Consider the following 26,514-nt stretch of genomic DNA (forward strand, 5'->3'; position numbering starts at 1 on the left):
GCGAGACAGGATTGTTCTTTGAAAACTAGATAACAATAAGTAATACATTCACATTGAATGCAATGCAAAGTTCATCACACATAGTGATTCTTTCTAAAGTAAGAAATGGTTAAGTTAGAAAGGGCGCACGGTGGATGCCTTGGCACTAGGAGCCGATGAAGGACGGGACGAACACCGATATGCTTCGGGGAGCTGTAAGCAAGCTTTGATCCGGAGATTTCCGAATGGGGAAACCCACTGCTCGTAATGGAGTAGTATCCATACTTGAATACATAGAGTATGAGAAGGCATACCCGGGGAACTGAAACATCTAAGTACCCGGAGGAAGAGAAAGCAAATGCGATTCCCTGAGTAGCGGCGAGCGAAACGGGAACAGCCCAAACCAAGAGGCTTGCCTCTTGGGGTTGTAGGACACTCTATACGGAGTTACAAAGGAACGATATAAGCGAAGAGGTCTGGAAAGGCCCGCCAAAGAAGGTAACAGCCCTGTAACTGAAATGTTGTTCTCTCCAGAGTGGATCCTGAGTACGGCGGAACACGTGAAATTCCGTCGGAATCCGGGAGGACCATCTCCCAAGGCTAAATACTCCCTAGTGACCGATAGTGAACCAGTACCGTGAGGGAAAGGTGAAAAGCACCCCGGAAGGGGAGTGAAATAGATCCTGAAACCGTGTGCCTACAAGTAGTCAGAGCCCGTTAAAGGGTGATGGCGTGCCTTTTGTAGAATGAACCGGCGAGTTACGATCCCGTGCAAGGTTAAGCAGAAGATGCGGAGCCGCAGCGAAAGCGAGTCTGAATAGGGCGCATGAGTACGTGGTCGTAGACCCGAAACCAGGTGATCTACCCATGTCCAGGGTGAAGTTCAGGTAACACTGAATGGAGGCCCGAACCCACGCACGTTGAAAAGTGCGGGGATGAGGTGTGGGTAGGGGTGAAATGCCAATCGAACCTGGAGATAGCTGGTTCTCTCCGAAATAGCTTTAGGGCTAGCCTCAAGGTAAGAGTCTCGGAGGTAGAGCACTGATTGGACTAGGGGCCCCTACCGGGTTACCGAATTCAGTCAAACTCCGAATGCCGATGACTTATCCTTGGGAGTCAGACTGCGAGTGATAAGATCCGTAGTCGAAAGGGAAACAGCCCAGACCGCCAGCTAAGGTCCCAAAGTATACGTTAAGTGGAAAAGGATGTGGAGTTGCTTAGACAACCAGGATGTTGGCTTAGAAGCAGCCACCATTTAAAGAGTGCGTAATAGCTCACTGGTCGAGTGACTCTGCGCCGAAAATGTACCGGGGCTAAACGTATCACCGAAGCTGCGGACTGTTCTTACGAACAGTGGTAGGAGAGCGTTCTAAGTGCTGTGAAGTCAGACCGGAAGGACTGGTGGAGCGCTTAGAAGTGAGAATGCCGGTATGAGTAGCGAAAGACGGGTGAGAATCCCGTCCACCGAATGCCTAAGGTTTCCTGAGGAAGGCTCGTCCGCTCAGGGTTAGTCGGGACCTAAGCCGAGGCCGAAAGGCGTAGGCGATGGACAACAGGTTGATATTCCTGTACCACCTCCTCACCATTTGAGCAATGGGGGGACGCAGGAGGATAGGGTAAGCGCGGTATTGGATATCCGCGTCCAAGCAGTTAGGCTGGGAAATAGGCAAATCCGTTTCCCGTGAAGGCTGAGCTGTGATGGCGAGCGAAATTTAGTAGCGAAGTTCCTGATTCCACACTGCCAAGAAAAGCCTCTAGCGAGGTGAGAGGTGCCCGTACCGCAAACCGACACAGGTAGGCGAGGAGAGAATCCTAAGGTGATCGAGAGAACTCTCGTTAAGGAACTCGGCAAAATGACCCCGTAACTTCGGGAGAAGGGGTGCTTCTTAGGGTGTTAAAGCCCCGAGAAGCCGCAGTGAATAGGCCCAGGCGACTGTTTAGCAAAAACACAGGTCTCTGCGAAGCCGTAAGGCGAAGTATAGGGGCTGACGCCTGCCCGGTGCTGGAAGGTTAAGAGGAGCGCTTAGCGTAAGCGAAGGTGCGAATTGAAGCCCCAGTAAACGGCGGCCGTAACTATAACGGTCCTAAGGTAGCGAAATTCCTTGTCGGGTAAGTTCCGACCCGCACGAAAGGCGCAACGATCTGGGCACTGTCTCAACGAGAGACTCGGTGAAATTATAGTACCTGTGAAGATGCAGGTTACCCGCGACAGGACGGAAAGACCCCGTGGAGCTTTACTGCAGCCTGATATTGAATGTTGGTACAGCTTGTACAGGATAGGTAGGAGCCTTGGAAACCGGAGCGCTAGCTTCGGTGGAGGCATCGGTGGGATACTACCCTGGCTGTATTGACCTTCTAACCCGCTGCCCTTATCGGGCAGGGAGACAGTGTCAGGTGGGCAGTTTGACTGGGGCGGTCGCCTCCTAAAATGTAACGGAGGCGCCCAAAGGTTCCCTCAGAATGGTTGGAAATCATTCGCAGAGTGTAAAGGCACAAGGGAGCTTGACTGCGAGACCTACAAGTCGAGCAGGGACGAAAGTCGGGCTTAGTGATCCGGTGGTTCCGCATGGAAGGGCCATCGCTCAACGGATAAAAGCTACCCCGGGGATAACAGGCTTATCTCCCCCAAGAGTCCACATCGACGGGGAGGTTTGGCACCTCGATGTCGGCTCATCGCATCCTGGGGCTGTAGTCGGTCCCAAGGGTTGGGCTGTTCGCCCATTAAAGCGGTACGCGAGCTGGGTTCAGAACGTCGTGAGACAGTTCGGTCCCTATCCGTCGCGGGCGCAGGAAATTTGAGAGGAGCTGTCCTTAGTACGAGAGGACCGGGATGGACGCACCGCTGGTGTACCAGTTGTTCTGCCAAGGGCATCGCTGGGTAGCTATGTGCGGACGGGATAAGTGCTGAAAGCATCTAAGCATGAAGCCCCCCTCAAGATGAGATTTCCCATTCCGCAAGGAAGTAAGATCCCTGAAAGATGATCAGGTTGATAGGTCTGAGGTGGAAGCGTGGTGACACGTGGAGCTGACAGATACTAATAGATCGAGGACTTAACCTATATTCTAATGTGAAGCTTGAACATTGTTATCTAGTTTTGAGAGAACATTCTCTCCATCAGGTTTGGTGGCGATAGCGAAGAGGTCACACCCGTTCCCATACCGAACACGGAAGTTAAGCTCTTCAGCGCCGATGGTAGTTGGGGGTCTCCCCCTGTGAGAGTAGGACGCCGCCAAGCTTGTTATATTTATATCGTCGCGGGGTGGAGCAGTTCGGTAGCTCGTCGGGCTCATAACCCGAAGGTCGCAGGTTCAAATCCTGCCCCCGCAACCAAATTATTTTATATACCAATAGGTAGTGCTCAGTGAGTGCAACCAAAATGGTCCGGTAGTTCAGTTGGTTAGAATGCCTGCCTGTCACGCAGGAGGTCGCGGGTTCGAGTCCCGTCCGGACCGCCATTTTTATGACTTGTAAACGAAAACGTATAGTTACGTTTTTTTTTATGTCTTTTTCTTTTCATACGTATCCAAGATACATTGAATGGCTTTGTGTTTGGCTACATGTTATGTAAAAAGAAAAGATAGATCACTTTAACCCAGCCTGGTTTTTTTCATACCAGGCTTTATTTATATCATTTTTAATTGAAACTGAAACTCATATTGGCTTACACTAATACTAATTATGTCTGACATCGTGTCTATTCAATCAATTGATTGCATGAAGGGGCTGTCTTTTTATGGATGAATTTGATCTTATTCGCCGAATTACACCAAAAGAAACACATCAGCGTTCTTTGGTTATGGGCATCGGTGATGATGCAAGTGTTTATCAACCTCATTCACATTGTGAAGAGGTCGTTTGTGTTGATACAATGGTGGAGCATGTTCATTTTCGCTTTGATTTTTCCGCACCTTTTGAGATTGGCTTTAAAGCACTAGCGGTCAATGTCAGTGATATCGCCGCAATGGGAGGAACCCCAAAGTATTATCTTGTATCAATTGCAATCCCGCCTCATGGTGATGAGACGGTCGTTTCAGCCCTTTACGAGGGAATGAAAGCATTGGCTGATACTTATCAAATGGATTTGATTGGTGGAGATACGGTTGCCACTCGCAGTGACTATGTCATTACAGTGACGGTCATTGGCGAGGTACCAAAGGGGAAAGCTTGTTATCGTCACAGTGCTCAGACAGGAGACGTCGTCTTTGTCACAGGTCAGCTTGGTTCATCAGCTGCTGGCTTATCACTTTTAATGAACGAAATAGTCCCTCCCAAGGCAGTCGACACAGCCTTTTTTCTTGAGCGTCATAAAAAGCCTCAGCCTCATATTGCTGCTGGTATCATTTGCTCAAGCTTCCCTCGGGTCACTTTGAATGATATGAGTGATGGATTAGCGAGTGAGCTGAATGAGATAGCCGAAGCGAGTCATGTGACGATAGAGATAGAAGCAAACATGCTCCCTGTACATCCAGATTTACCAGTGCTGCGTAAAGACTGGCTGGAATGGGTGTTATTTGGCGGGGAAGACTTTGTATTAACTGGTGCGATTCCAGAGGCTGATTGGGAAAGCTTTGAAATGCAATGTAGAAAAAAAGACATTCAAGTCAAACGCATTGGACAAGTCAAAGGTGATCAAGCAGCAAGCGTTCTATTAAAAGACAATGAGCAGCAAACAATGTTAATGAAAAAAGGATATAATCATTTTAAGAAATGAGGTGACATCAACTGTGAAATTAACATGGACGACAAAAGGTGCGGATGAGACGAAACGAATTGCCGCTGCTTTGGCCAAACTTGTGATGCCAGGCGATGTTTTGACATTAGAAGGGGATTTAGGCGCAGGCAAAACGACTTTTTCAAAAGGTTTTGCAGAAGGCTTAGGGATTACCCGTATCGTCAACAGCCCTACCTTTACGATTATTAAAGAATATACCGATGGCAGACTGCCACTTTATCATATGGACGTGTACCGCATGGAAGATGCGGAAGAAGATATCGGGCTCGAAGAATATTTTGAGGGTGAAGGTGTATGTTTGGTTGAGTGGGCACATCTCATTGGACCTCAATTGCCTTCCTCCTATTTGAAAATAGAAATGCTGAGAACAGAACGTGAAGAAGAACGTCATATCACGTTTAGTGCAAAAGGGGAACGCTATGAGACCCTTTGTAAGGAGATGAAAGAATTTGACCATACTGGCAATTGATACGTCGAACCATACACTAGGAATTGCCCTTGTCAAAGATTCCACAGTGATTGGTGAGAGCATTACGTATTTAAAAAAGAACCATTCCGTCCGAGCGATGCCGACTGTTGAGGCATTGATGAAAGAATGTGGTGTAGCCCCAAGTGAACTAAGTAAAATTGTTGTAGCAAAAGGACCTGGTTCCTACACTGGCGTCCGAATCGGTGTGACCATTGCAAAAACACTCGCATGGACGCTATCTATCCCGATATCGGCTGTTTCGAGTTTAGAAACACTTGCGGCAAATGGTCAATACTTTTACGGATGGATCTCGCCACTATTTGATGCGAGAAGAGGACAAGTTTATACTGGGCTATATACGTTTGAAGAAGGAAAGATCAAAGAGATCAAACCAGACCAAAATATCTTGCTCACGGATTGGCTTCATGAGCTGAAGCAAACAGGAAAGCCTGTCCTATTTCTTGGACAGGATGTGCATCTTCATGAAGAGAGCATTCGCTCCATTTTAGGAGAAACGGCTGTGATAGCGGAGGGAGCTTTTCATAACCCAAGACCTTCAGTGCTTGCATTTTTAGGGGCAGATCGTCCTGCTGAAGATGTCCATCAGCTTGTTCCTAACTATATTCGTTTGGCAGAAGCGGAAGTGAAATGGCTTGAAGGACAAAAATAATCTCAACATAACAGAGATTCGAAAAATGACAGTAGCGGACATTCCAGAGGTGTATACGATTGAAGTGCATTCGTTTACTGCCCCTTGGAAAAAAGAATCATTTGTCTATGAGATTCTTCATAACCAGTACAGCCATTATTTTCTCATTGAAGAAGATGAGCAGCCTGTTGGGTATTGCGGGGTCTGGATCGTCATGGACGATGCACAAATTACGAACATTGCGATTCTCCCTGAGCATAGAGGAAAGGGTTACGGGGAAGCGTTGCTGCGATATGTCATGGAATTTTGTAAAGAAAAAAAGACAGATCATCTTTCTTTAGAGGTGCGGGTTTCAAATACACCCGCACAATCCCTTTATGAAAAGCTTGGTTTCAGACCAGCTTCTATTCGAAAGAATTATTATACGGATAATGGGGAAGATGCATTGGTCATGTGGGTGAATATAAATGAGTGAACAAACTGATCGATTCATATTAGGTATAGAGACAAGCTGTGATGAAACAGCTGCATCTATTGTGAAAAATGGGAAAGAAATTGTAGCGAATGTTGTCGCATCGCAAATAGAAAGCCATAAACGATTTGGCGGAGTTGTCCCAGAAATCGCTTCAAGGCATCACGTGGAGCAAGTCACCATCGTGTTAGAAGAAGTACTGGCACAGGCGGGTATGAGCTTTCAGGATTTAGATGCCATTGCTGTCACAGAAGGACCAGGCTTAGTCGGTGCCCTTCTAATCGGTGTCAATGCAGCAAAGGCACTGAGCTTTGCTCATCAAATTCCTCTTGTTGGTGTACATCATATTGCGGGGCATATTTATGCAAACCAACTTGTAGATGAATTGGAGTTTCCATGTTTGGCTCTTGTCGTCTCTGGTGGACATACTGATCTTGTACTAATGAAAGAGCACGGGTCTTTTGAGGTTATCGGAGAAACATTAGATGATGCGGCTGGAGAAGCTTACGATAAAGTGGCCCGGACGATGGGTCTTCCGTATCCAGGCGGACCTCATATTGATCGGTTAGCACATGAAGGAGAGCCAACGATTAAGCTTCCACGTGCATGGCTTGAAGAAGGTTCCTATCACTTTAGCTTTAGTGGATTAAAATCAGCTGTTATTAACACACTACACAATGCATCTCAAAAAGGAGAAACAATTGCTCCAGAGAATTTGGCAGCAAGTTTTCAAGCAAGTGTCATTGAGGTGCTTGTTGGGAAAACATTAAAAGCGGCAGAGGCCTATGGCGTCAAGCAGGTTGTCCTAGCTGGTGGAGTCGCTGCCAATAAAGGACTGAGAGAAGCCTTAACGACAGCATTCACAAAGCTTCCTGACGTGAAGGTCATTATTCCACCATTATCTCTTTGTACAGACAATGCAGCCATGATCGCTGCTGCTGGAACCATTGCGTTTGAAAAAGGTATAAGAGGCGATATGGCGATGAATGGCCAGCCGGGCTTACCACTTGTCTCATATGAATGAAAACTCCTGTGGATACACAGGTTTTTTTCATTTTTAATGAAAGCGATTTATTCACAAGTAAACATGATATATCCACAATTGTTAGAAAATTTCGTTTTAAAATGAAGTGGATGTGCACAAATACGTTCTTTTATGTGGATATGTGATTAAATCTCTGTGGATAAAGTGGATAAGTCCGATTTTTAAAAGAATAATAAAGAAGTTATTGTGGATATTAATGTGGATAAGAAATCTTCACTAAAAGAAAAAAGAGCACCCATTAGGGCACTCTTTACGATTCGGATAGCTCTTCCCACTCTGCGAAAAGGGATTCCAGCTCTTGATGAAGCGTATCATTTTCTGTTTGAATGTTTTGGACCTTCTCGTGATCTTGAAAAATAGCAGGATCACATAGAAGCTCTTCATTTTCACCAAGCTTCGCTTCAATGACAGCAATCCGTTCTTCAATTTCCTCGATTCTGCGCTGCTTTTGTCTTTCTTTCTTTTTCAGTTCTTTTTCTTCCGCATATGAAAGCTTTGCCGTTTCAACTGGCTTTGCTGCTTGTTTTTTCAGCGCCTCATTTTCTTGAATCGCTTCAAGCTCTAATTGTTCATTTTTCTTTTCAAGGTAGTAGTCATAATCACCGAGATACTCTTTTGTTTCTGTAGGCGACAGCTCGAATACTTTCGTTGCCAGACGGTTGATAAAATAACGGTCATGCGAGACAAATAAGATGGTTCCTGGATAATCAATCAGTGCATTTTCTAAAATTTCCTTACTATCTAAGTCCAAATGGTTTGTAGGCTCATCAAGTATCAGGAAATTGGCTTTTTGGAGCATCAGCTTTGCCAGGGCAAGGCGCGCTTTTTCTCCACCGCTTAATGCATGAACGGGCTTTAAGACGTCGTCACCGGAAAAGAGGAAGTTCCCTAAACATGTCCGAATTTCTTTTTCATTCATATGAGGATAGTCATCCCAAAGCTCATTGAGCACTTTTTTGGAGGATGTCAGTTTGGCTTGTTCTTGGTCATAGTAGCCGATTGTGACATGAGATCCAAAGGTGATGTCGCCTTTTACAGGCTTTAATGTGTTCGTTAACGTTTTTAAAAGGGTTGATTTCCCGATCCCATTAGGACCAATGAGTGCCACGCTATCCTCGCGTTTGATCTGAAATGAAAGAGAGGATAGAAGTGGTGTTTTTTCATCATAACGAATGTCGAGATCATGTACCTTCAGCACATCATTGCCGCTTTGTCTCGTAATATCAAAATGAAAGTTTGCAGATTTTTCATCACCTAATGGCTTATCTAAACGATCCATCCGTTCCAACTGCTTGCGTCTGCTCTGAGCGCGCTTTGTGGTTGAGGCTCTTGCTAGATTGCGATCTACGAAATCTTGAAGCTTTGAGATTTCTTCTTGCTGCTTTTCGGAAAGCTTCATATCACGCTCTAGCTGCTCAGCTTTCAGATCAAGATACTTACTATAGTTGCCTGCAAACTTTTTCATGGCAGTTCTTGAAACTTCATATACATGGTTCACCACTTTGTCTAAGAAGTAGCGGTCATGGGACACGATCAAAATGGCGCCTGTATAATTTTGCAAATACTGCTCCAGCCATGATAAGGTATCAATATCTAAGTGGTTGGTCGGCTCGTCAAGAATTAAGAGTTCTGGTTTCATTAATAAGAGCTTTCCAAGCGCTAGACGGGTTTTCTGGCCGCCGCTTAAGGATTGAACGGTTGTCCCATCTTCAAAGTGACTAAAGCCGAGCCCATGAAGAATGGAGCGGACGTCTGCTTCGTATTGATAGCCGCCTTGATCTTTAAATTCCTGCTGTAGCCTGTCATAGGTTTTCATGAGGGAATCCAGCTCAGAACCTGTGGAGGAAGCCATTTTCTCCTCGATGGTTCTCATCTCTTGTTCCATCTTTTTCAAATGATCAAAAACCGATAATAATTCGTCTTTTAACGTACGTGTAGACGTCACATCGGTATGCTGTGCTAAATAGCCGATCGATAGGTCTTTCGGTTTGATGATCTCACCTTGCTCGTAAGACAATTGACCGGCAATGATTTTCAAAAGGGTGGATTTGCCTGCGCCGTTACGACCTACAATGGCAATCCGATCCCTTGCTTTGACTTCCAATTTTATATTCGTTAAAACGGTATCAGCACCAAACGATTTGGATAGCTGATTCACTTGTAGAATCATCATGTAACTTCACCTCTGCTATAATATGTTAAGTGTAGCTTATCAGCAGTAAACCGGCAAATGTTACATACAATCGCCATATTCAAATGAAAGACAGATAGGAAAAAATAGTGTATCATTTGAGTGAGGGAGCGTTGAAAAGATGAGTCAATTTAGCCACTTTAACGAACAGGGAAGAGCAAAGATGGTCGACATTAGTGACAAATCGTCTACCGTGAGAACCGCTGTTGCTGCTTCAAGTGTTCGTATGATAAAAGAAGTGTTTCATAAAATAGAGCAACGTGAAATTGGAAAAGGGGATGTGCTGTCTGTTGCACAGGTTGCTGGCATCATGGCAGCAAAGCAAACATCTACCATCATTCCAATGTGTCATCCGCTTGCACTAAAAGGCGTGGATATCTCCTTTGATTGGGAGGAAGACGGAAATGCGCACATTCTGAACATACAAGTACAGGTGAAAACAAAAGGAAGTACGGGTGTTGAGATGGAAGCGCTCACTTCTGCTTCAGTATGTGCACTGACCGTTTACGACATGTGCAAAGCGATTGATAAAGGCATGATCATCGGTCCTACCTATTTAATTGAAAAGACAGGCGGGAAAAACGGTGATTTTCACAGAGCATCTGATATTTAAGTTGGAGGACCTTATATGAATATAGATCAGTCAAAAATTCCACAAGCGACAGCCAAACGTTTGCCGCTATATTACCGTTTTTTAAAAAATCTGCATGCATCAGGAAAACAAAGGGTGTCATCAGCAGAGCTTAGTGATGCAGTCAAAGTGGATTCTGCTACCATTCGCCGAGATTTTTCATACTTTGGTGCACTTGGGAAGAAGGGGTATGGCTATAATGTCGATTACCTTTTGACCTTCTTCAGAAAGACACTTGACCAAGATGAAATGACCAATGTCATGCTCATCGGTGTCGGGAATTTAGGGACTGCATTTTTACACTATAATTTCATCAAAAACAATAATACAAAAATTTCGATGGCTTTTGACGTCAATGAGAGTAAAATAGGAAGTGAGATAGGCGGCGTGCCTGTCTATGATTTGGATAAGCTTGAAGAGCATGTTCAAGAGGTAGGGGATATACCTGTTGCTATTTTGACAGTACCTGCCGTAGCAGCTCAACCCATTACAGATCGTTTGATTGCCCTTGGCATCAAAGGGATCCTTAATTTTACGCCGGCCCGATTGAATGTGCCGGAACACATTCGAATTCATCATATAGATTTGGCGGTTGAACTTCAGTCTCTTGTGTATTTCTTAAAGCATTACTCTATTACGCAGGAGGATTGACGAAAAGGGGTAAAGGGGGTGGAGCAAATGGGTCCGATTGGTCCTGGAAGTTTGGTTCTGATTGCGATTGTTGCGCTCATTATTTTTGGGCCGAAAAAGCTTCCTCAATTAGGAAGAGCAGCAGGAGATACATTACGTGAATTCAAAAATGCCACAAAAGGTTTAGCTGATGATCAGGAAGAAAATAAGAAAAAAGAAGATCAGTAGAATAGGATGAGCTTCATGAATGTCAAAGATATGCCGCTTATGGAGCATATTGTGGAACTGCGAAAACGTTTAGTGATCATTGCGATGTTTTTTGTTGCCTTTATGGTGGCAGGTTTTTTTCTCGCTAAGCCGGTCATTGTGTATTTACAAAATACGGATGAAGCGGCAACACTGACGCTGAACGCGTTTAAGCTCACAGATCCTCTGTACGTGTTTATGCAGTTCGCATTTGTCATTGCTTTGGTTTTGACGTGTCCCGTGATTTTGTATCAGCTATGGGCGTTTGTGAGTCCTGGCTTATATGATAAAGAAAGAAAGGTGACACTTGCTTATATTCCGATTGCACTGCTTTTATTTTTGAGCGGTGTGGCATTCTCTTATTTTATTTTGTTTCCGTTTGTCGTCGATTTTATGATACGGATGTCGAATGATTTAAATGTAGAGCAAGTCATTGGGATTCATGAGTATTTTACATTTCTGATGCAGTTAACACTTCCATTTGGCTTTTTGTTTCAGATGCCCGTTGTGTTGATGTTTCTCACAAGACTTGGCATCATCACACCGATGTTTTTATCAAAAATACGGAAGTATGCCTATTTTGTCCTCCTTGTCATTGCCGCACTGATTACACCGCCAGAGATCGTTTCTCACCTCATGGTTACCTTGCCGATGCTCGTATTGTACGAAGTGAGTATTGTCATATCGAGAGTGACCTATCGCAAAATGCAGCAAACAGAGACAGAGGAGAAAGAAAATGATGATGTCTCATAAAAAACATCGTGATCCAAATAAGGGTCACGATGTTTTTTCTATTTTGACAGGAATTGATTGATTGCTTGAAATAGATGCTGATAATAGGCGGGTTCATGCGGGACAAAATCTTGTACACAGACTACTTTGCTTTCCTTACGTCGTTCTCCGGCTTCATCAACTTCAAAGCCCTCCAGCTGCATGTTGTCACATTTTCTTGTGAAAAGCTGCTGTGCATCCATTAGTTTTGCTCTGTAAAGTCCAGCGACTTCTTCTTTTTGTAATTGAATGTTCATCTGCTCTTCTTGATGGACGTAAAGATAGACATGACAAAATTCACGATCAGTAAAATTGGGTAGATGGATTTCATCCTGTATAACACCTGCAAAGGCTAGATCTTCAAAAGGGACAGTAAGACCAAGCTCTTCTTCTACCTCTCTCATACCGTCAGAAGGCTGTTCATTTGCAAGAAGATGACCTGCTGCGGTGATATCAAAAAGAGAAGGGAAATCCTTTTTTGCGGGACTTCTTAGCTGAAAATAGAGATACATGGTGTCATGTTCTTTTTTGAGAAGCCAGAAATGAAAGGTTTCATGCCAAAGGCCTTGGGCGTGGATATCTGATCGGTCAGCGACTCCAATCGTTTCATGCTGCTCATTTAAGATGTTCAGTTTTTCTTGTTCCATGAAAACTTGTCCTCCATAAAAAAACCATTTTCCAAGTGCGGAAAATGGTTTTTGATTTATTTTTGCTGCTGTTTTTTGAGTTTGACAGAGAAGGCAAACATTTTAAACGCGATATTAATATTATAGGCCGCAAACACCATCAGCAAAATGCTGTAAAATGACCACATGTCACCTGGATTTTGAATGGCCATATAGGTGAAAGCCACACCTACGGCAAAATAAATAATGCCCCATACAACAGGGTTTCTCATGAGAAAAAGCCTCCAATAATCATTTGCATTGTTTGAGATTGTTCTTCAATCATTTTTCTTACTGGCTCAATCTGCACAAGAATGACGAGTGAGTTCATCAGCATATGAGCACCGATTGGAACAATGATTCGTTTTGTTTTCGCATATAAAAAGGCAAAGGTAAAGCCCATTGCGGTATAAAGCAAGATATGGGGAAAATCATTGTGTACAGCAGCGAAAACCACTGAACTGACAAGTGCTCCAATGAAAAAATTCGTTTTTTCATAAACCACACCAAAGATGATTTTTCTAAAAATGATTTCCTCTAATATCGGTCCAATCAGGGCGATGACGATCACAAGCCATGGAACTGCATCCATAATGGATAAAATGTTTTGAGTATTTTCGGATTCTCGGCCAATGCCAAATGCATATTGTTCAATCGCCCCCGCAATTGATTGTGCAAAGAGGGAAAGAAAGAAACCGCCAATGATCCAAGCGATTGCCGCGCCGACTGGAGCCGGTGCTTCATTTCGAAGTGAAGCTTTTGGCACAGTCCGAAGAATGAGCAGAATAATGATTAATCCGACACAGAAGCTAATGATTGTCCATGTTCCTGACAATTTAGAGAGCTCTGCTTGTGTCATCGGTGTCTGAATGTAACCTAACCATTTCATAATGAACACATACGGAATCGCAGAAACCTGCACCAATATATACGTTAAGATGATGTACCAATATTGTTTTTTCAAGTAACGAAAACCCCTTTACTAAAAGAACTAGATTTATTGTAACACAAGTCTTCTTTTTCGATGAAAAGGAAAGAATCTCAGTTGAAAAAAGATCATGAAAGCGTAAAAATTTTTAAAGGTTTTTACTTGAAATTGCAGAAGACATTCTTTATTATAATAAATGTGTTAGCACTCACTGGTGATGAGTGCTAAAAAAAGACTACATATAAAAATTGAGGAGGTTGTTTCTTATGTTAAAGCCATTAGGCGATCGCGTAATCATTGAACTCGTTGAATCTGAGGAAAAAACCGCTAGCGGTATTGTGTTACCGGATTCTGCAAAAGAAAAACCGCAAGAAGGTAAAATTGTTGCAGCAGGTTCAGGTCGTGTACTTGAAAGTGGTGAGCGCGTTGCGTTAGAAGTAAACACAGGCGACCGCATTATCTTCTCAAAATATGCAGGCACTGAAGTGAAATATGAAGGCAAAGAATATTTAATCCTTCGTGAGAGCGACATTTTAGCTGTTATTGGTTAATCACATAAAAAACATTGAAATACATTTTTAAAAAGACTGAGGAGGTTTCGTTATTATGGCAAAAGATATTAAGTTCAGTGAAGAAGCACGTCGCGCGATGTTACGTGGTGTAGATGCACTTGCAGATGCTGTAAAAGTAACTTTAGGACCTAAAGGACGTAACGTGGTTCTTGAGAAAAAATTCGGTTCTCCACTTATCACAAATGATGGTGTAACGATCGCAAAAGAAATCGAATTAGAAGATGCATTTGAAAACATGGGTGCAAAACTTGTGGCTGAAGTTGCAAGCAAAACAAACGACGTAGCTGGTGACGGTACAACGACTGCAACAGTTCTAGCTCAAGCGATGATCCGTGAAGGTCTTAAAAACGTAACAGCTGGTGCAAACCCTGTTGGCGTTCGTAAAGGGATCGAAGAAGCAGTGAAAATAGCACTTGAAGGCTTGCACGAGATTTCTAAACCAATCGAAGGCAAAGAATCAATTGCTCAAGTTGCGTCTATTTCTGCAGCAGATGAAGAAGTGGGAAGCCTAATTGCTGAAGCAATGGAGCGTGTAGGTAATGACGGCGTGATCACAATCGAAGAATCTAAAGGATTCACAACTGAGCTTGAAGTGGTTGAAGGAATGCAGTTTGACCGCGGATATGCTTCACCATACATGGTGACGGATTCTGATAAGATGGAAGCGGTTCTTGAAAATCCTTACATCTTAATCACTGATAAAAAGATCACAAACATTCAAGAAATCCTTCCTGTACTTGAGCAAGTTGTACAACAAGGAAAACCATTGTTGATCATTGCTGAAGATGTAGAAGGCGAAGCACTTGCAACACTTGTTGTAAACAAACTTCGTGGAACATTCAACGCAGTGGCAGTAAAAGCACCTGGATTCGGTGATCGTCGTAAAGCAATGCTTGAGGACATCTCTGTTCTAACTGGCGGAGAGTTAATCACAGAAGACCTAGGACTTGATCTAAAATCAACTGAAATCGGTCAGCTTGGCCGCGCGTCTAAAGTTGTTGTGACAAAAGAAAACACAACGATCGTAGAAGGCTCAGGAGATTCTGCTCAAATCGCAGCACGCGTGAACCAAATCCGTGCGCAAGTTGAAGAAACAACTTCTGAATTCGATAAAGAAAAACTTCAAGAACGTCTTGCAAAACTAGCTGGTGGCGTCGCTGTCATCAAAGTTGGTGCTGCAACTGAAACAGAACTAAAAGAGCGTAAACTACGCATCGAGGATGCACTCAACTCAACTCGTGCAGCAGTTGAAGAAGGTATCGTATCCGGTGGTGGTACAGCACTTGTGAATGTATACAAAAAAGTCGCTTCAATCGAAGCAGATGGTGACGTTCAAACAGGTGTAAACATCGTTCTACGTTCTCTTGAAGAGCCAATCCGCCAAATCGCTCACAACGCAGGTCTTGAAGGATCAGTCATCGTTGAGCGCTTGAAAAACGAAGAAATTGGCGTAGGCTTCAACGCAGCAACAAACGAATGGGTAAACATGATCGAAAAAGGAATCGTTGACCCAACAAAAGTAACTCGCTCTGCACTTCAAAACGCAGCTTCTGTTGCAGCAATGCTTCTAACAACTGAAGCAGTCGTTGCTGACAAACCAGAAGAAGGCGGCTCAGGCGGCGGAATGCCGGATATGGGCGGCATGGGCGGTATGGGTGGCATGATGTAATCAAGGTGTCAAAACCTTATGATATAAACGTCTAAAATGATAATATGCTTTTGACAAAAAAAGCTAACTATAGGAGAAGGTCTTTCAGCAGTTTGCTAAACTGTTGGAGGCCTTTTTCCATTTGACCGTCATATGAGCATAGATATTCATTGTAGTAGTCTGTAATTCAAGCCGCTGTTGTATTTCTTTAAAGCCAACTCCAACTTCAATCAATAATAAAAAGGCTATTATTTCGTATAAAGAATCAACGAAGTCTGAAGCTTGAAAAAAGGAGGTCATTATTGATCTTCTTTTTGTTGTCAGTACTGTATTTACATTATTTATTGTTGTGTTTTTCCTTAAACGAAATATTAAAATTATATATATAAATATATTAGATATAATTGACTATATAATTAGTTATTGTTAGAATAATAAGATATTTACAAATATTTATATTTCATTGGCTAGGAGTGGATATAATATGACGGAAAATAAAAAACGTGATAAGTTTGAAGAACTTGCTGAAAAGAGGGTTACCGAAATAATAAAGAAAATACGATTAATTGGTAACCTAGCGAATCGAAACAATTATGACTATACCGATGAACATGTAAAGCAAATATTATCTAAGTTAGATGAAGAGTTACGTTTATTGAAAATTAAATTTAATGATGGAGAAAAAGAAAAAGCTACGGCATTTAAGTTTCGTTAATAATTAAAGAGGTGTATGAAATGCTACAAAATAAAATTGGATGGAATTCTGCTGAAAATACTGATAACTCACGCAGTGGATTGAATCATGCAGGAATGGAAAATTTTAAAGACAATCCTTTATATCATGTTCCGCGAGAATTGACGCAAGATGCGCTTGATGCTAAAGATCCTGAAAAAGATGGACCGGTTCTATTAGAATTTAAAATGTTTACAGAGAAAAAAGACGAGAACTTGTTTGAATTAGATAAATTCACTGGAATCATCGAAGCAATTCGAGACTCATGGGAAAATGATCCGAAAACCTATAGGCATTTCGATAAAGTGTATAATACATTAAAAAATGAAGAGGAAATAGTGATTTTAGCCGTTCGGGATTTTAATACGATTGGGTTAAGTGATGTTACTAGTGACGACGAAGGGAAATGGAATTCCTTAGTGAAAAGTAGCGGATATTCTGATAAAGTAGCCGGTTCTAATGGATCACGCGGGTTGGGCAAACACGCTCCCTTCTTAGCGTCTAAATATAGCATGGTTTTGTATGGAACAGTTAATAAACAAGACGAAACGGGTTTTCAAGGAGTAGCAAAACTTGCCACTTATAAAAAGGATGGAATAAAATATCGTGAAAATATTTACTATGGGATAAAAAGTGGTTATAAACCGATTACTGATTTATCTTTTTTACCGGATGATTTTAAACGGAAAAAAGTGGGTACAGACAAGTTTATTTTTGGATTCAAATTTGATGCAAATTGGAAAGATCATTTTGTTAAAGTTATTTCTGAAAACTTTCTTTTAGCATTTTATGAAGAAAAACTAATAGTTAAAGTAGATGGAAAAGAGATTTCTAAAGAAACTCTACCTGACATTATTGAAGAGATTTGTCAGGCTGAACCTTCTGGACACCATATTATTAAAGAGTTTTATACCGCATTAACTGAGGGACAGTTGTTTAAAGTTGATATAAATATTAAAGGTGTAGTTGACCAGCAGCCAGTGCTTCTATATTTAACTAAAGGCGACGAGTTTAGTAACACTATATCAATGAATCGATCTTCGGGTATGAAGATTTTCAATAAAAATAACTTTAGAAAACCACCTGTGTGCTTTGCAGGTTTCTTCACTATCAAAGGGCCTGTCTTAAATGAAATATTATCTGAGACTGAAACAGCTACACATAAAGGTTGGCATGTGAATATTAATGAAAACTCAGAGGATGGAGAAGTAAAAAAACTTAAGGAAATCAAAAATATTATTGAAACAATTTACAAATGGATCTCTAAAAATATACATGGACTAGCTCCTAAAATTAAAAAGGAATCAATTGATTTAATAGGCTTAGAACAAATCTTACCTAAAAAAAGTGACAAATCAAGACCCTTGGCTGAGATTAGCGAAGAATCTTTAAATGAGAAAATTAAGTCTATTAAAATAGTACCTCGTTCATTTTCTCAACGTGAACTAATAAAAACTAAGAAAAGGAAACGTAAGAATAATCCAAATTCAACCTCAAAATCAACAAACCCAACTCCAAAGTCGTCTAGAGAGAAAAAAGTTGATATTTCCAAGGTACGCTCAATTTATGATGAGATTAATGAATTTTATAAAGTAGTAATTACACCAAAAGTCGCTGGAAAAGTAAAGTTACAAATTCAAGCAATGGGTGAAAACGGGAGATATGTAGATATTTCATTGAAAGATGTAAAGCTGAGAAAAGGTAATCAACTAACGACTGTTTCATTGACAGATAATGTGATTGGTCCACTAGAGCTTGCAAAAGATGAACGTTGTGAATTACAAGTAACATTGAATGAATTAGCACCTTATTCATTGGAGGTTCATACAGTATGAGAATAAAGAAGACAGCTTATCCTCATCCTGTATTGGCAGAATTTAATGACGATTATACAAATAGCTCTTTTAAAGCCACGCTTCTTGAAGTAACTCCGCAAAATGAAGGAATTGTTAAATTTAAAGTGAAGTTTGAACTCAATAATACTCGCTTACAGGAGCTAATTAATAATCATGAAGCGATATTTGTTACACATATAGAATGTGCAGCTAGTATGTACCGTGACGTATTCACAACAACAAATAGAGAAGTGATTTTCTACATTCCTCAAAAGAAGCTAACTAAACAAGTAGATGTTAGTTTTATGGTAGTTTCTAATACAACTATCAATAACTATAAGAATGAGCTGTTACATGAAGATTATAACGGGGTAGCACTAACTATCAAAAAAGGTACGTACTTAGCATTAGACCCTGGTGTATCTTTACCAATTGAAAAAGATCCTATTGTATCTGCAAAATCAATTTTTAACTTACGTGCTTCAGAAGACGAGAATCCAGAACCATATGAATTATCATTTAGTAACGGAATCATTGATATCTATTTGCCACCAAATGTCTATGACCAAATATCAGATATTCAGCGATATGAACAAGTTAATCCATTATTAATAACGATGTATTATTTACCGGCGGTAATAGATGCATTAACTTATATATGCGAAGTTGAGCAAGGGAATGTTGAAGATCCAGTGCAGGACTGTGAATGGTATAACTCGATCTTATATCAACTAGATCAACTTCAAATAGAGCCAAAAAAAATTAATGAAACTGGCGCATCTGTAATTGCTCATAAAATTTTGAAAGATGTTGTAGATGAGGCTCTTAATTCGTTAAGTGATTTAATTGTTAGCGAATAAAATATCTTGATTTGAATGGATGATAGGAATGCCAAAATTATACTTAGAACACAACAAACTATTAGAATTAAAAGGAAATATACAAACAAATTTGGAATTGTATAAATCGGATGAATCTTGGTTAGGACAGGAATTAAGTGTCACACCTTCTAATTCTGCTCAATTAAAAGTTACTGATTTTAAAAAACGTAGTGCAGATGACTTAGATAATGCTATTCGAATATACACATGCTATAAAGATTTACCATATACTTTAGCTTCAGATCAAAACTATTGGGCTTTGTTAACACATATTGAATATTGGCAGTTTATGCGAGAACGTTGGCCTATCGAAGAAGCTCAAGGAGATCCAGAAAAATTCATAAAAACAAGATATTTCTTTGGACAAAAAGGAATGTATCGAAATGGTTTATCACGACTATGGTGGTATGTAGAGTTAACTTATGACGAAGCAATGGCTGACCCTTATAAATATACAAAACTATTGTTAGAAGATCAGGACTTAGCAGGACAAACAATAGAAAACAAATATTTATCTCGTAACAAAGTTGCAATGCGGGCTCTATTTGAAATACTAGATTACGTTGGTAAACAACAAAAAGCTGGCATAATTCAAATCTTAACTGGAAAACAGCGGCGTAATCTTGTTCGAGATGCCGCTCAATACTTTAATTTATCAGGAGTTGTCGAAATGTGGGATATATTATCATCAAAAGAGGCGCAAGAGAAATTGACTTTGTGGGTAAATGCTTATCTTAAAGAAATTGATGTCTATATTTCGCCTACAACTCAAAAAACTTTTTAAACGTCTTTTCTTGTAAAATGTAAGTAAGAAAGGGCAAATAAAAGTGATGGAAATGGATGATGCTGGGTACCTTGTGAGTGTCCAACTCTGATATTCTTTTGATTAAATTACTTGTTCCCTTGTTTGTCTTCTTTTCACTCTATTTTTATGAACGCTGATTCAAAAGCATCAATCTTTGTTTTTTAGTATTTTAATAGCAAAATGAACGGGCAAAATATTTGGGTTTTTGTTATATCATAAATAATATAAAATATTTGGTAAATCAGATATCTCCATATAAAAATATAAGATTGTCATTTTCATCGATTCGTGTTTTTGGCATGGCTACTAGATACAATGAAATCGTCCAAAAAGCAATCAGGAATACTGGGATAAAAAGCTCAAAAGACGGAACCTTAATATCGGCGCCGTCTTTTTTGTTATATATTCAGTTCTATTTGACTATCTAATTTTTCAACCGGTTTATCTTGTGAATTCTTCACTTCATCAATTGTTACCTTTCTCTGTCCGCGTAAATTTTCAAGCTGTAGCTTTTTTGCGGGTTCTATCCATTCATAATCTATCTTAGCGAATGATTTCAAAATGGCTTCAAATACAATCTTCGCTCCCTTAACTGGTACTGCCATGCCAATCTGCTTTCTGACTGCTTCTTTGCTTCCCTGAAATACAAAGTCATCTGGAAAAGTCTGCAGGCGGGCACGTTCCCGATTTGTAAGCGCACGAAGCTCTTTCCAATGATACATATGAGTTCCGCCGCCGCCGCTGCCAGTCACTGTATAAGCCGGCCGATCCGGGTCAAGACGTTTGTAAATTGAACTTAAGCGTGCTCCCTTTACATTAAGCTGAAGATCTTCTGGAATTCCAGCATACCAGGCATTTTCGCCCGGCGGAATGTAGCTCAGCATTTCCTGTACCTTCTTAGTGTGTTTAGGTATTTCATGATTTGGTGCATCTTCAGGAATCGGCGGCTCAGTAATTGCCTTTTTAGACGTAACATAGTCTGTAGAGGCTAGTGTAGTTGGCGCCGGTACTCTGAACTCTACACCTTTTGCAGCCCAGTCATTTCTGATACCAACAATGATAATACGGTGCCGTGCCTGTGGGACACCGTATTCTTCAAATTTGTACAGGTGAGGCGTTAATTTGTAACCGCATTCCTCAAGCTCTGTTAAGATTTTAATGAATGCCTTTCCTTCGTTAGCGCTTTGGAGTCCACCAACATTCTCTGCTACAAAGAATTTCGGCTGGTATTCTTCCAGCACTTTTACCCCGTATGAATAAAGAGGACCGTATGTACCGTTTAATCCCTGCTTTTCACCAACATTGCTGTAATCGTTGCAGGGAAATCCAAACGCGAAACAATCAATTTCCTCTAGAACTGTTTTATCGCCAATAGGAAGCTGCTGTACTGGTCCGCAAAAGACAGATTGATCTTCTAAATCACCGCAAATATTGTAACGAAATGTGCTACACGCATTTGGATCAAAGTCATTTGCCCAGACATGCTCTATACGCCATTCTTTGCCCGTTTCTGGATGTGTAAATCCTGCTAATTTAGCACCAAGACTGAGGCCGCCGGGTCCATTAAAGAGTTCGCCCTTTTTAAAAATCATAACAAAACCTCTTCTCATATTTTTATATAATCAACGTTTTACGAAAGTATGTTCTTGCATACTGATACGCTATTTATTTTACACGTTTTTTTTAAAAAATAAAGTCTAAAGAAGTGCTTTATAAAAAATTAGAGATTTTTCACTATAATTAAACTACATTAGATATGTGCATACTGATTAAAAACTAAAACTTAGGTGGAGGCAATAACCTAGCTATCAAAGATGGCGATAACACTATTGTTTATTTTAGATAATTATTACCTTTATATTACAGTGCTTCTTTCATTAATCGTATAAGCATCCACAATTAAATTGATGGCATATATTTTCCATATAAATCCTTCTGGAAATGTATTAAAATTAGATTTACTAGGTTTAGCTGTGGAAGCAAAAGGCTTGCAATTAAAAGGTTATTTTTGAAATATTATAAAGGTTAAACAGCAAAAAAACTTAAAAACAAGAAAAGATATTCTAAGTGCATTAAAATGAAAATTGTAAGGAGGATGGGAAATTGGCAGAACGAAAAGTATGGTTTATTACAAGACCAGAAAGAGATCCGAAATTTCATGCGGACGCCATAAAAGCATTGGCTGAAGCAACGCAAAAATTTACTGTAAAATGGCAGGGTAATAGGGAAATACATAAACACTATGAGGCGGTATTAGCCTCTAAAGGATTAAAGAGGAACAATATTAGTGCTGATGGATCAGGAGGCCGTACTTGGTGTGCTATGTTAAAGACTTTTGCCTACTGCTATATAAATAGTGAGGGGCTGGTTAAACCAACTAAATCAGGACAGGCATTGATTAAAGGAATAAAAGAATATGAGAACGTAAAAAAGCAGATTTTAACACTTCAGATTCCAAACGCTTACTTTATGGAAGCTGGCTTCCGTCCCAAATTCGATCAGAGCTTCCGCATACGTCCTGCTAGATTTTTAGTTAAGCTTGTGCAGCGTCCTGATTTAAATTACCGTCTGACAAAAGAAGAAATCACCTATTTTGTTCTGACGGCACAGCAGGACAGTCAACTAGAAGAGATAGCTCAAAAGATTATTGCTTATCGTAATGCCTGTGAGAATGAAAAAGAGATGATGAAGCAAAAGATTGCTATTGAATATGATCATCGCGATAGAAATGACAAATCAGCACGTGATTATTACCAGGCTCATTCTGATGTAGCACATACGTTTATGCTATTATGCGAGTACACTGCGCTTGTCGAATATCAGCGTGGAGAGGCATTTTTGAAGACTGATCCTGCATTAGCGAGAGAAGCGCAGAGTATTTTAAATTATTATGATAGCCGCTATCCTTATAACACACGATATCTAATTTCAATCGAACGTATGGCACAAAATAATGGACTTGATGTAGATAGTTATAAAGTGAGCGATTTTGGGGATGAGAAACCTGCGAGTAACAATGTCAAGATGCAGAGGAAAATTGAATCTGTTCTAAATAGCATTCCAAATGCATCTGAATTGGTACGTGAAGAACTGCTTTCGTATTTTATTCCAGCTATAGGGCCAAATGAAGCTCGGAAAGCTGTAGATAGGCTTCGTTCTGAAACATACAAATTTGCAAGCATACCTGAAGAGTTTGTGGAGAGGTATCTTGGTGAACTAACACCAGCAGAATTTGAAAAAGAAACATTGAAAATATTTGAAGCTATCGGCTTTGAAGCCTTATATCAGCCAAAAGCAAATGGAAAAAAGACAGAGATTGAAATTTTGCTAAAATATGAGGATAAATGTGGTATTATCGATACAAAGTATTATCCAAATGGTTTTGTACTTTCACAAAATCTAGCTAATTATATGGCCTCAGAGTATATTCCAAATTACCTTCAATATGAAGGAAAGAAATTATCTTTTTATGGATATGTCACATCCGGTAAGTTATCAGGAGACAAAAAGCTTAAATCCATTACAACTCTTAGCAGTAAACTAGTAAATACAGAGATTGAGGGGATTATGATGACAAGAGAAGTATTAATAGGTTTTCTTGATTACTGTATGGAAAATGAAATTCAAAAAAATAGACGTATTGAACTCTTTATTGAAAAGATACAAAACAAAGGTTTTAGTGACTTACAAATATTTTTGAATCATAATTAATGAGAGTAGTGCAGAGCGATCCACTTTTATCACAACTGTAAAAAATCTTTAATAAGAGATCATATGGACACAATTCCTATTTTAAAAAAAGAAAAGCGGTGATCATATGGGCTTGACTACTTGGGTGGCGATTATTGTTGCACTGGCAATCGTGTTCGGATTGTTTGGAGCGAAAAAGCGTGATAATTAAAGAACAAGTTAAAACCCCACTTCCAAATGGGACTGACCCCATAAAGTGAGACAAATAAAAACACCTTTAAGTTGAAAATCGGGTATAGCATACCTGAAAACAATTTGGAGGTGTTTATGTATGGGAAAAAGAGTTAGTTATCCAATTAGCATAAAAGAAGAGGCCGTTCAAATGAGATTAGCAGGAATCCCGACAAAAGAAATCAAGGACAAGCGCAGAATGAAAAAGCGCTCTTAAGATGGGACTGACCCCCGTTTTTGAGACAGGGATCAAAACACCTTTATACAGCCAATTGCCGATAGTTTATCGGTGATTGGTTGTTTAGTTTCGTTTGAATACGAATGTTGTTATAATAATAAATGTATTCTTTGACAGTGCGTTCTACGATGCTGGTCGTAGTGCGGTCAATCCTGTTAAGATAGAACGTTTCAGACTTTAGTGAGGAATGAAACGATTCGATGGAGGCATTATCAGCGGGCGTCCCTTTACGGGACATGCTCATGGTAATGCCTTTTATATGAACAGCTTTCTGATACTCGTAAGATGTATACACAGAACCTTGATCGCTATGTAACACGCAATTCTCAGGCAGTGCTGGGAGCTGATTAAGTGTGTTTAAGATAAAGTCTGTGTCCTGCTTATCACCAATCGTAAAAGCAATCACTTCTCCATTATATAAATCCAAGATACTGGAAAGGTACAATTGTTTCTGTCCATAAGGCAAATACGTGATGTCCGTTACTAGTTTTTCAAGAGGGCGATCAGACTGAAAGTTCCGATCCAGTATATTACCGGCCACGGCATAGGGCTGCCCATTCTTCTTACGCTTTTTCATTTTAACCCGGCATTGCCACTGGTTTTTCTGCATGATACGTTGAACAGTTTTATGGTTAATACGCATTCTCCTTTTTAGTATGGCTGTGATTTTTCGATAACCATATCGATATTTGTGCTTTCGGCACAACGTGCCGACCTGTTTCTCTAGTTGTCTTTTAGAATGATTCTGAGTCAAATCCTTTTTCCATCTATAATACGAAGTACGTAAGATGCCTAAATGGACACAGATGTCCTGTACCGTCATCGTTTTGCACAATTCTTCTACCAGTTTGATTGACGTTTCCTTATCAACTTCCTTTCCAATTCGTTGTACTTTTTTAAAACTTCATTCTGTTGACTCAAATAGCGATTTTCTGCCTGCAGTCTCTCTAATTCGGAAGAGTACTCGGGACCCTTTCCATAGGTATATTGTTTTCCAACAGGCTGTTCGAACCGGTGTGTATCCCCAGCCTTATGCCACCTCACCCATGTCTGAACCTGCGTCTTATTCTTGATATTCAATTTCTGCATGATCTCTTTCATAGGTACGCCTGCCAATCTCATTTCTACAGCCTTCTGTTTGACTTCAACCGGATAACTCACTCTTGTCCCCATAGAAAAAACACCTCCATGTTTTATTTCGGATCACAACGATCCATTTTCAAACTTGAAGGTGTTTTTTATTTGTCTCATCTTATGGGGTCAGTCCCGATCAAGAGTGCTTTTTTGTTTTGAGATACCATCGATCATACTGTCACCTTTTCTTTAAAATTACATAAAAAAATCCACTATTTCCATAAAAAATCAGATCAATTCCTTATAATAAGAGTATCTGAGAATGGGGAGTGAGTCGAGATGGACCAAAACTTGCTGCAAATGAATCAAGTAAGATCAGTGGACGAATTAACGGTTGTGAATATTTCTTCTACAGAGATTGGTGCGCTATCAAAAGAAACAGCGGAGCGGATTTTACAAGCGAAGGATACGGATTATATTCATCAGCTGATGTATGTTCCGATTGAAAAGAAAGAAGATTTAAATTGGTTGATTCATAGTGTTGGAGAGGCGTTAGACGATGAGGATGAAGATGACGCTGCACTTGAATTCGCTGATTTGCTCTATTTCTTTGTCATTCCGTTATATGAGGAGTATATAATGAGAGATCATCATTTGTATGAGTGTTTAGAGGATTTACTGGTACGATTAGCATCAAGAACTCACTTAGATATTCACGAACTGGTCGATGTTATGAGAGACGATTTAACCGAGATGAACATTAAAAAAAGCTTGTAGAGTGCTTCTCTGCAAGCTTTTTTAGTTGTAAGAAAATCCATAAAGGAGTTATTGGGCTCTTTCCCAGGTGATTTTTGTTTCATTTGTTTTTTTCTTTCCTTTTGCGAGCACTTTGCCGTTTTCTTGTTTCACGGTGATGTTTAGGTCATAAAAGGAATAGAGGGCGCCGAGGCTGTCGTTTTCTGGTTTATGAAGATTGTTTTCTTTTTCGGTTGATGCTCCAATGGCCAGTGTTTTGGCAAAGTTTAAACCGATGACTTCAGCGTAATCACTATTGGTATCAGAGGAAGCCGTTACGTTTAAAGAAATGATTTTTTTCTTTTGATCAACGGTGATGTCAGTGTCTTTGATGAGCTTAGACTGCTCCATCACTTCTTTCGTTTCCTTTTGAATGCGTTCATTAATTGTTGGAAGTGCCTTAGTTTCTGTTTTTTGTTCTTTCGTCGTATTTGAGCAAGCTGCTAGGATACAGAGAATTACAGCTAGACTCATGAAAACAAGTAGACTTTTTTTCACGTTCGATCTCCTTTTTTCTTCGAAGTATGTATGCTTATGTTACCACGAATCCTTGTTTTGATTAAAAGAGAAGTGTTGATAAGCTGTGAACAATAAAAAGCACCC

General features: G+C 40.4%; 24 protein-coding genes, 2 tRNA genes and 2 rRNA genes. 21 read left to right on the plus strand and 7 right to left on the minus strand.

Annotated elements, in window-relative coordinates; genetic code table 11:
- Positions 1 to 107: 107 nt before the first annotated feature.
- From MHI11_RS02945 to tsaD, 9 genes are all read left to right on the plus strand, one after another.
- Positions 108 to 3,038 (plus strand): 23S ribosomal RNA (locus tag MHI11_RS02945).
- A 61-nt stretch (positions 3,039 to 3,099) separates the two neighbouring features.
- A 5S ribosomal RNA gene (rrf, locus tag MHI11_RS02950) occupies positions 3,100 to 3,215 on the plus strand.
- 18 nt (positions 3,216 to 3,233) lie between these two features.
- Positions 3,234 to 3,310 (plus strand) — tRNA-Met (locus tag MHI11_RS02955).
- Positions 3,311 to 3,358: 48 nt separating this feature from the next.
- Positions 3,359 to 3,435 (plus strand) — tRNA-Asp (locus tag MHI11_RS02960).
- Between the two features lie 278 nt (positions 3,436 to 3,713).
- Positions 3,714 to 4,691 (plus strand): thiamine-phosphate kinase, encoded by a 978-nt coding sequence (thiL, locus tag MHI11_RS02965; protein WP_340960362.1) that lies wholly within the window; start codon positions 3,714 to 3,716, stop codon positions 4,689 to 4,691.
- 13 nt (positions 4,692 to 4,704) lie between these two features.
- Entirely contained in the window at positions 4,705 to 5,181 is a 477-nt protein-coding gene (gene tsaE / locus MHI11_RS02970) for a tRNA (adenosine(37)-N6)-threonylcarbamoyltransferase complex ATPase subunit type 1 TsaE (protein ID WP_340960363.1), read from the plus strand.
- A complete protein-coding gene (tsaB, locus tag MHI11_RS02975) occupies positions 5,162 to 5,851 on the plus strand; it encodes a tRNA (adenosine(37)-N6)-threonylcarbamoyltransferase complex dimerization subunit type 1 TsaB (RefSeq protein ID WP_340960364.1) in 690 nt (229 codons plus the stop codon). Before tsaE ends, tsaB begins: the two co-directional genes overlap by 20 nt.
- Positions 5,852 to 5,876: 25 nt before the next feature.
- Positions 5,877 to 6,305, plus strand: coding sequence for a ribosomal protein S18-alanine N-acetyltransferase (gene rimI, locus MHI11_RS02980; protein WP_003214231.1), 429 nt, complete (start codon positions 5,877 to 5,879; stop codon positions 6,303 to 6,305).
- A complete protein-coding gene (gene tsaD / locus MHI11_RS02985; RefSeq protein WP_340960365.1) occupies positions 6,298 to 7,326 on the plus strand; it encodes a tRNA (adenosine(37)-N6)-threonylcarbamoyltransferase complex transferase subunit TsaD in 1,029 nt (342 codons plus the stop codon). Before rimI ends, tsaD begins: the two co-directional genes overlap by 8 nt.
- A 271-nt stretch (positions 7,327 to 7,597) precedes the next feature.
- On the opposite strand, the gene MHI11_RS02990 is transcribed toward tsaD, so the two are convergent.
- Entirely contained in the window at positions 7,598 to 9,520 is a 1,923-nt protein-coding gene (locus tag MHI11_RS02990; protein ID WP_340960367.1) for an ABC-F family ATP-binding cassette domain-containing protein, read from the minus strand.
- A gap of 139 nt (positions 9,521 to 9,659) precedes the next feature.
- Here MHI11_RS02990 and moaC point away from each other — a divergent pair, with 139 nt between their 5' ends.
- The 4 genes from moaC to tatC are packed head-to-tail and all read left to right on the plus strand — an operon-like array spanning position 9,660 to position 11,798.
- Entirely contained in the window at positions 9,660 to 10,151 is a 492-nt protein-coding gene (moaC, locus tag MHI11_RS02995) for a cyclic pyranopterin monophosphate synthase MoaC (protein WP_003214058.1), read from the plus strand.
- 15 nt (positions 10,152 to 10,166) lie between these two features.
- Positions 10,167 to 10,820, plus strand: a complete 654-nt coding sequence (locus MHI11_RS03000; protein ID WP_012009076.1) for a redox-sensing transcriptional repressor Rex — start codon at positions 10,167 to 10,169, stop codon at positions 10,818 to 10,820.
- A 27-nt stretch (positions 10,821 to 10,847) separates the two neighbouring features.
- The gene (locus MHI11_RS03005) at positions 10,848 to 11,027 is read left to right on the plus strand and encodes a twin-arginine translocase TatA/TatE family subunit (RefSeq protein WP_012009077.1); all 180 of its coding nucleotides are present in this window, start codon (positions 10,848 to 10,850) and stop codon (positions 11,025 to 11,027) included.
- Positions 11,028 to 11,033: 6 nt separating this feature from the next.
- A complete protein-coding gene (gene tatC / locus MHI11_RS03010) occupies positions 11,034 to 11,798 on the plus strand; it encodes a twin-arginine translocase subunit TatC (protein ID WP_106066622.1) in 765 nt (254 codons plus the stop codon).
- A 38-nt stretch (positions 11,799 to 11,836) separates the two neighbouring features.
- Here tatC and MHI11_RS03015 read toward each other — a convergent pair whose 3' ends face one another.
- Genes MHI11_RS03015 through MHI11_RS03025 form a run of 3 tightly spaced genes read right to left on the minus strand, consistent with a single transcriptional unit; the run spans position 11,837 to position 13,445 of the window.
- On the minus strand, positions 11,837 to 12,463 hold the full coding sequence (locus tag MHI11_RS03015) for an NUDIX hydrolase (RefSeq protein WP_340960371.1): 627 nt from the start codon (positions 12,461 to 12,463) through the stop codon (positions 11,837 to 11,839).
- 56 nt (positions 12,464 to 12,519) lie between these two features.
- On the minus strand, positions 12,520 to 12,714 hold the full coding sequence (locus MHI11_RS03020) for a YdiK family protein (protein WP_034320377.1): 195 nt from the start codon (positions 12,712 to 12,714) through the stop codon (positions 12,520 to 12,522).
- Positions 12,711 to 13,445, minus strand: a complete 735-nt coding sequence (locus MHI11_RS03025; RefSeq protein WP_126741865.1) for a CPBP family intramembrane glutamic endopeptidase — start codon at positions 13,443 to 13,445, stop codon at positions 12,711 to 12,713. Before MHI11_RS03025 ends, MHI11_RS03020 begins: the two co-directional genes overlap by 4 nt.
- A 230-nt stretch (positions 13,446 to 13,675) precedes the next feature.
- Between MHI11_RS03025 and groES the strand changes: the two genes are divergently transcribed.
- From groES to MHI11_RS03055, 6 genes are all read left to right on the plus strand, one after another.
- On the plus strand, positions 13,676 to 13,960 hold the full coding sequence (gene groES / locus MHI11_RS03030) for a co-chaperone GroES (RefSeq protein WP_003214120.1): 285 nt from the start codon (positions 13,676 to 13,678) through the stop codon (positions 13,958 to 13,960).
- A 55-nt stretch (positions 13,961 to 14,015) separates the two neighbouring features.
- Entirely contained in the window at positions 14,016 to 15,650 is a 1,635-nt protein-coding gene (gene groL, locus MHI11_RS03035; protein WP_340960374.1) for a chaperonin GroEL, read from the plus strand.
- Between the two features lie 463 nt (positions 15,651 to 16,113).
- Positions 16,114 to 16,344: a hypothetical protein gene (locus MHI11_RS03040; RefSeq protein ID WP_340960376.1), complete on the plus strand. Its 231-nt coding sequence runs from the start codon at positions 16,114 to 16,116 to the stop codon at positions 16,342 to 16,344.
- Positions 16,345 to 16,364: 20 nt separating this feature from the next.
- Positions 16,365 to 18,197, plus strand: a complete 1,833-nt coding sequence (locus MHI11_RS03045) for a hypothetical protein (protein ID WP_340960378.1) — start codon at positions 16,365 to 16,367, stop codon at positions 18,195 to 18,197.
- Positions 18,194 to 19,057, plus strand: a complete 864-nt coding sequence (locus MHI11_RS03050; protein ID WP_340960380.1) for a hypothetical protein — start codon at positions 18,194 to 18,196, stop codon at positions 19,055 to 19,057. Before MHI11_RS03045 ends, MHI11_RS03050 begins: the two co-directional genes overlap by 4 nt.
- A gap of 28 nt (positions 19,058 to 19,085) precedes the next feature.
- Complete coding sequence (locus MHI11_RS03055; protein ID WP_340960382.1) at positions 19,086 to 19,862, plus strand: DUF6339 family protein; 777 nt, start codon at positions 19,086 to 19,088, stop codon at positions 19,860 to 19,862.
- A gap of 419 nt (positions 19,863 to 20,281) precedes the next feature.
- Here MHI11_RS03055 and MHI11_RS03065 read toward each other — a convergent pair whose 3' ends face one another.
- The gene (locus tag MHI11_RS03065) at positions 20,282 to 21,475 is read right to left on the minus strand and encodes a DNA cytosine methyltransferase (RefSeq protein ID WP_340960384.1); all 1,194 of its coding nucleotides are present in this window, start codon (positions 21,473 to 21,475) and stop codon (positions 20,282 to 20,284) included.
- Between the two features lie 511 nt (positions 21,476 to 21,986).
- On the opposite strand from MHI11_RS03065, the gene MHI11_RS03070 reads away from it, so the two are divergent.
- Positions 21,987 to 23,594, plus strand: coding sequence for an AlwI family type II restriction endonuclease (locus MHI11_RS03070; protein ID WP_340960386.1), 1,608 nt, complete (start codon positions 21,987 to 21,989; stop codon positions 23,592 to 23,594).
- Between the two features lie 470 nt (positions 23,595 to 24,064).
- Here the strand turns inward: MHI11_RS03070 and MHI11_RS03075 are convergent.
- Positions 24,065 to 25,215 (minus strand): IS3 family transposase gene (locus tag MHI11_RS03075; protein ID WP_106030396.1). Its coding sequence is split into 2 segments (ribosomal slippage): positions 24,065 to 24,942 and positions 24,942 to 25,215, totalling 1,152 coding nucleotides; the frame shifts between segments, so codons are not numbered across the junction.
- A 240-nt stretch (positions 25,216 to 25,455) separates the two neighbouring features.
- Here MHI11_RS03075 and MHI11_RS03080 point away from each other — a divergent pair.
- A complete protein-coding gene (locus MHI11_RS03080) occupies positions 25,456 to 25,893 on the plus strand; it encodes a hypothetical protein (RefSeq protein ID WP_340960388.1) in 438 nt (145 codons plus the stop codon).
- Positions 25,894 to 25,941: 48 nt separating this feature from the next.
- Here MHI11_RS03080 and MHI11_RS03085 read toward each other — a convergent pair whose 3' ends face one another.
- The gene (locus tag MHI11_RS03085; protein WP_340960390.1) at positions 25,942 to 26,409 is read right to left on the minus strand and encodes a hypothetical protein; all 468 of its coding nucleotides are present in this window, start codon (positions 26,407 to 26,409) and stop codon (positions 25,942 to 25,944) included.
- Between the last annotated feature and the right edge of the window lie 105 nt (positions 26,410 to 26,514).

It is taken from the genome of Bacillus sp. FSL K6-3312 (genome assembly GCF_038007485.1).
In the GTDB taxonomy this organism is placed as follows: Bacteria; Bacillota; Bacilli; order Bacillales; family Bacillaceae; genus Bacillus; species Bacillus pumilus.

Bases quoted from the DNA above. Each gene is read 5' to 3' on its own strand.
- MHI11_RS03080 (WP_340960388.1), top strand. From the start codon at position 25,456: ATGGACCAAAACTTGCTGCAAATGAATCAAGTAAGATCAGTGGACGAA.
- MHI11_RS03045 (WP_340960378.1), top strand. From the start codon at position 16,365: ATGCTACAAAATAAAATTGGATGGAATTCTGCTGAAAATACTGATAAC.
- MHI11_RS02990 (WP_340960367.1), bottom strand. From the start codon at position 9,520: ATGATGATTCTACAAGTGAATCAGCTATCCAAATCGTTTGGTGCTGAT.
- thiL (WP_340960362.1), top strand. From the start codon at position 3,714: ATGGATGAATTTGATCTTATTCGCCGAATTACACCAAAAGAAACACAT.
- MHI11_RS03015 (WP_340960371.1), bottom strand. From the start codon at position 12,463: ATGGAACAAGAAAAACTGAACATCTTAAATGAGCAGCATGAAACGATT.
- MHI11_RS03055 (WP_340960382.1), top strand. From the start codon at position 19,086: ATGCCAAAATTATACTTAGAACACAACAAACTATTAGAATTAAAAGGA.
- groL (WP_340960374.1), top strand. From the start codon at position 14,016: ATGGCAAAAGATATTAAGTTCAGTGAAGAAGCACGTCGCGCGATGTTA.
- MHI11_RS03005 (WP_012009077.1), top strand. From the start codon at position 10,848: ATGGGTCCGATTGGTCCTGGAAGTTTGGTTCTGATTGCGATTGTTGCG.
- MHI11_RS03040 (WP_340960376.1), top strand. From the start codon at position 16,114: ATGACGGAAAATAAAAAACGTGATAAGTTTGAAGAACTTGCTGAAAAG.
- MHI11_RS03000 (WP_012009076.1), top strand. From the start codon at position 10,167: ATGAATATAGATCAGTCAAAAATTCCACAAGCGACAGCCAAACGTTTG.
- moaC (WP_003214058.1), top strand. From the start codon at position 9,660: ATGAGTCAATTTAGCCACTTTAACGAACAGGGAAGAGCAAAGATGGTC.
- MHI11_RS03020 (WP_034320377.1), bottom strand. From the start codon at position 12,714: ATGAGAAACCCTGTTGTATGGGGCATTATTTATTTTGCCGTAGGTGTG.
- groES (WP_003214120.1), top strand. From the start codon at position 13,676: ATGTTAAAGCCATTAGGCGATCGCGTAATCATTGAACTCGTTGAATCT.
- MHI11_RS03065 (WP_340960384.1), bottom strand. From the start codon at position 21,475: ATGATTTTTAAAAAGGGCGAACTCTTTAATGGACCCGGCGGCCTCAGT.
- tatC (WP_106066622.1), top strand. From the start codon at position 11,034: ATGAGCTTCATGAATGTCAAAGATATGCCGCTTATGGAGCATATTGTG.
- tsaD (WP_340960365.1), top strand. From the start codon at position 6,298: ATGAGTGAACAAACTGATCGATTCATATTAGGTATAGAGACAAGCTGT.
- MHI11_RS03050 (WP_340960380.1), top strand. From the start codon at position 18,194: ATGAGAATAAAGAAGACAGCTTATCCTCATCCTGTATTGGCAGAATTT.
- rimI (WP_003214231.1), top strand. From the start codon at position 5,877: ATGACAGTAGCGGACATTCCAGAGGTGTATACGATTGAAGTGCATTCG.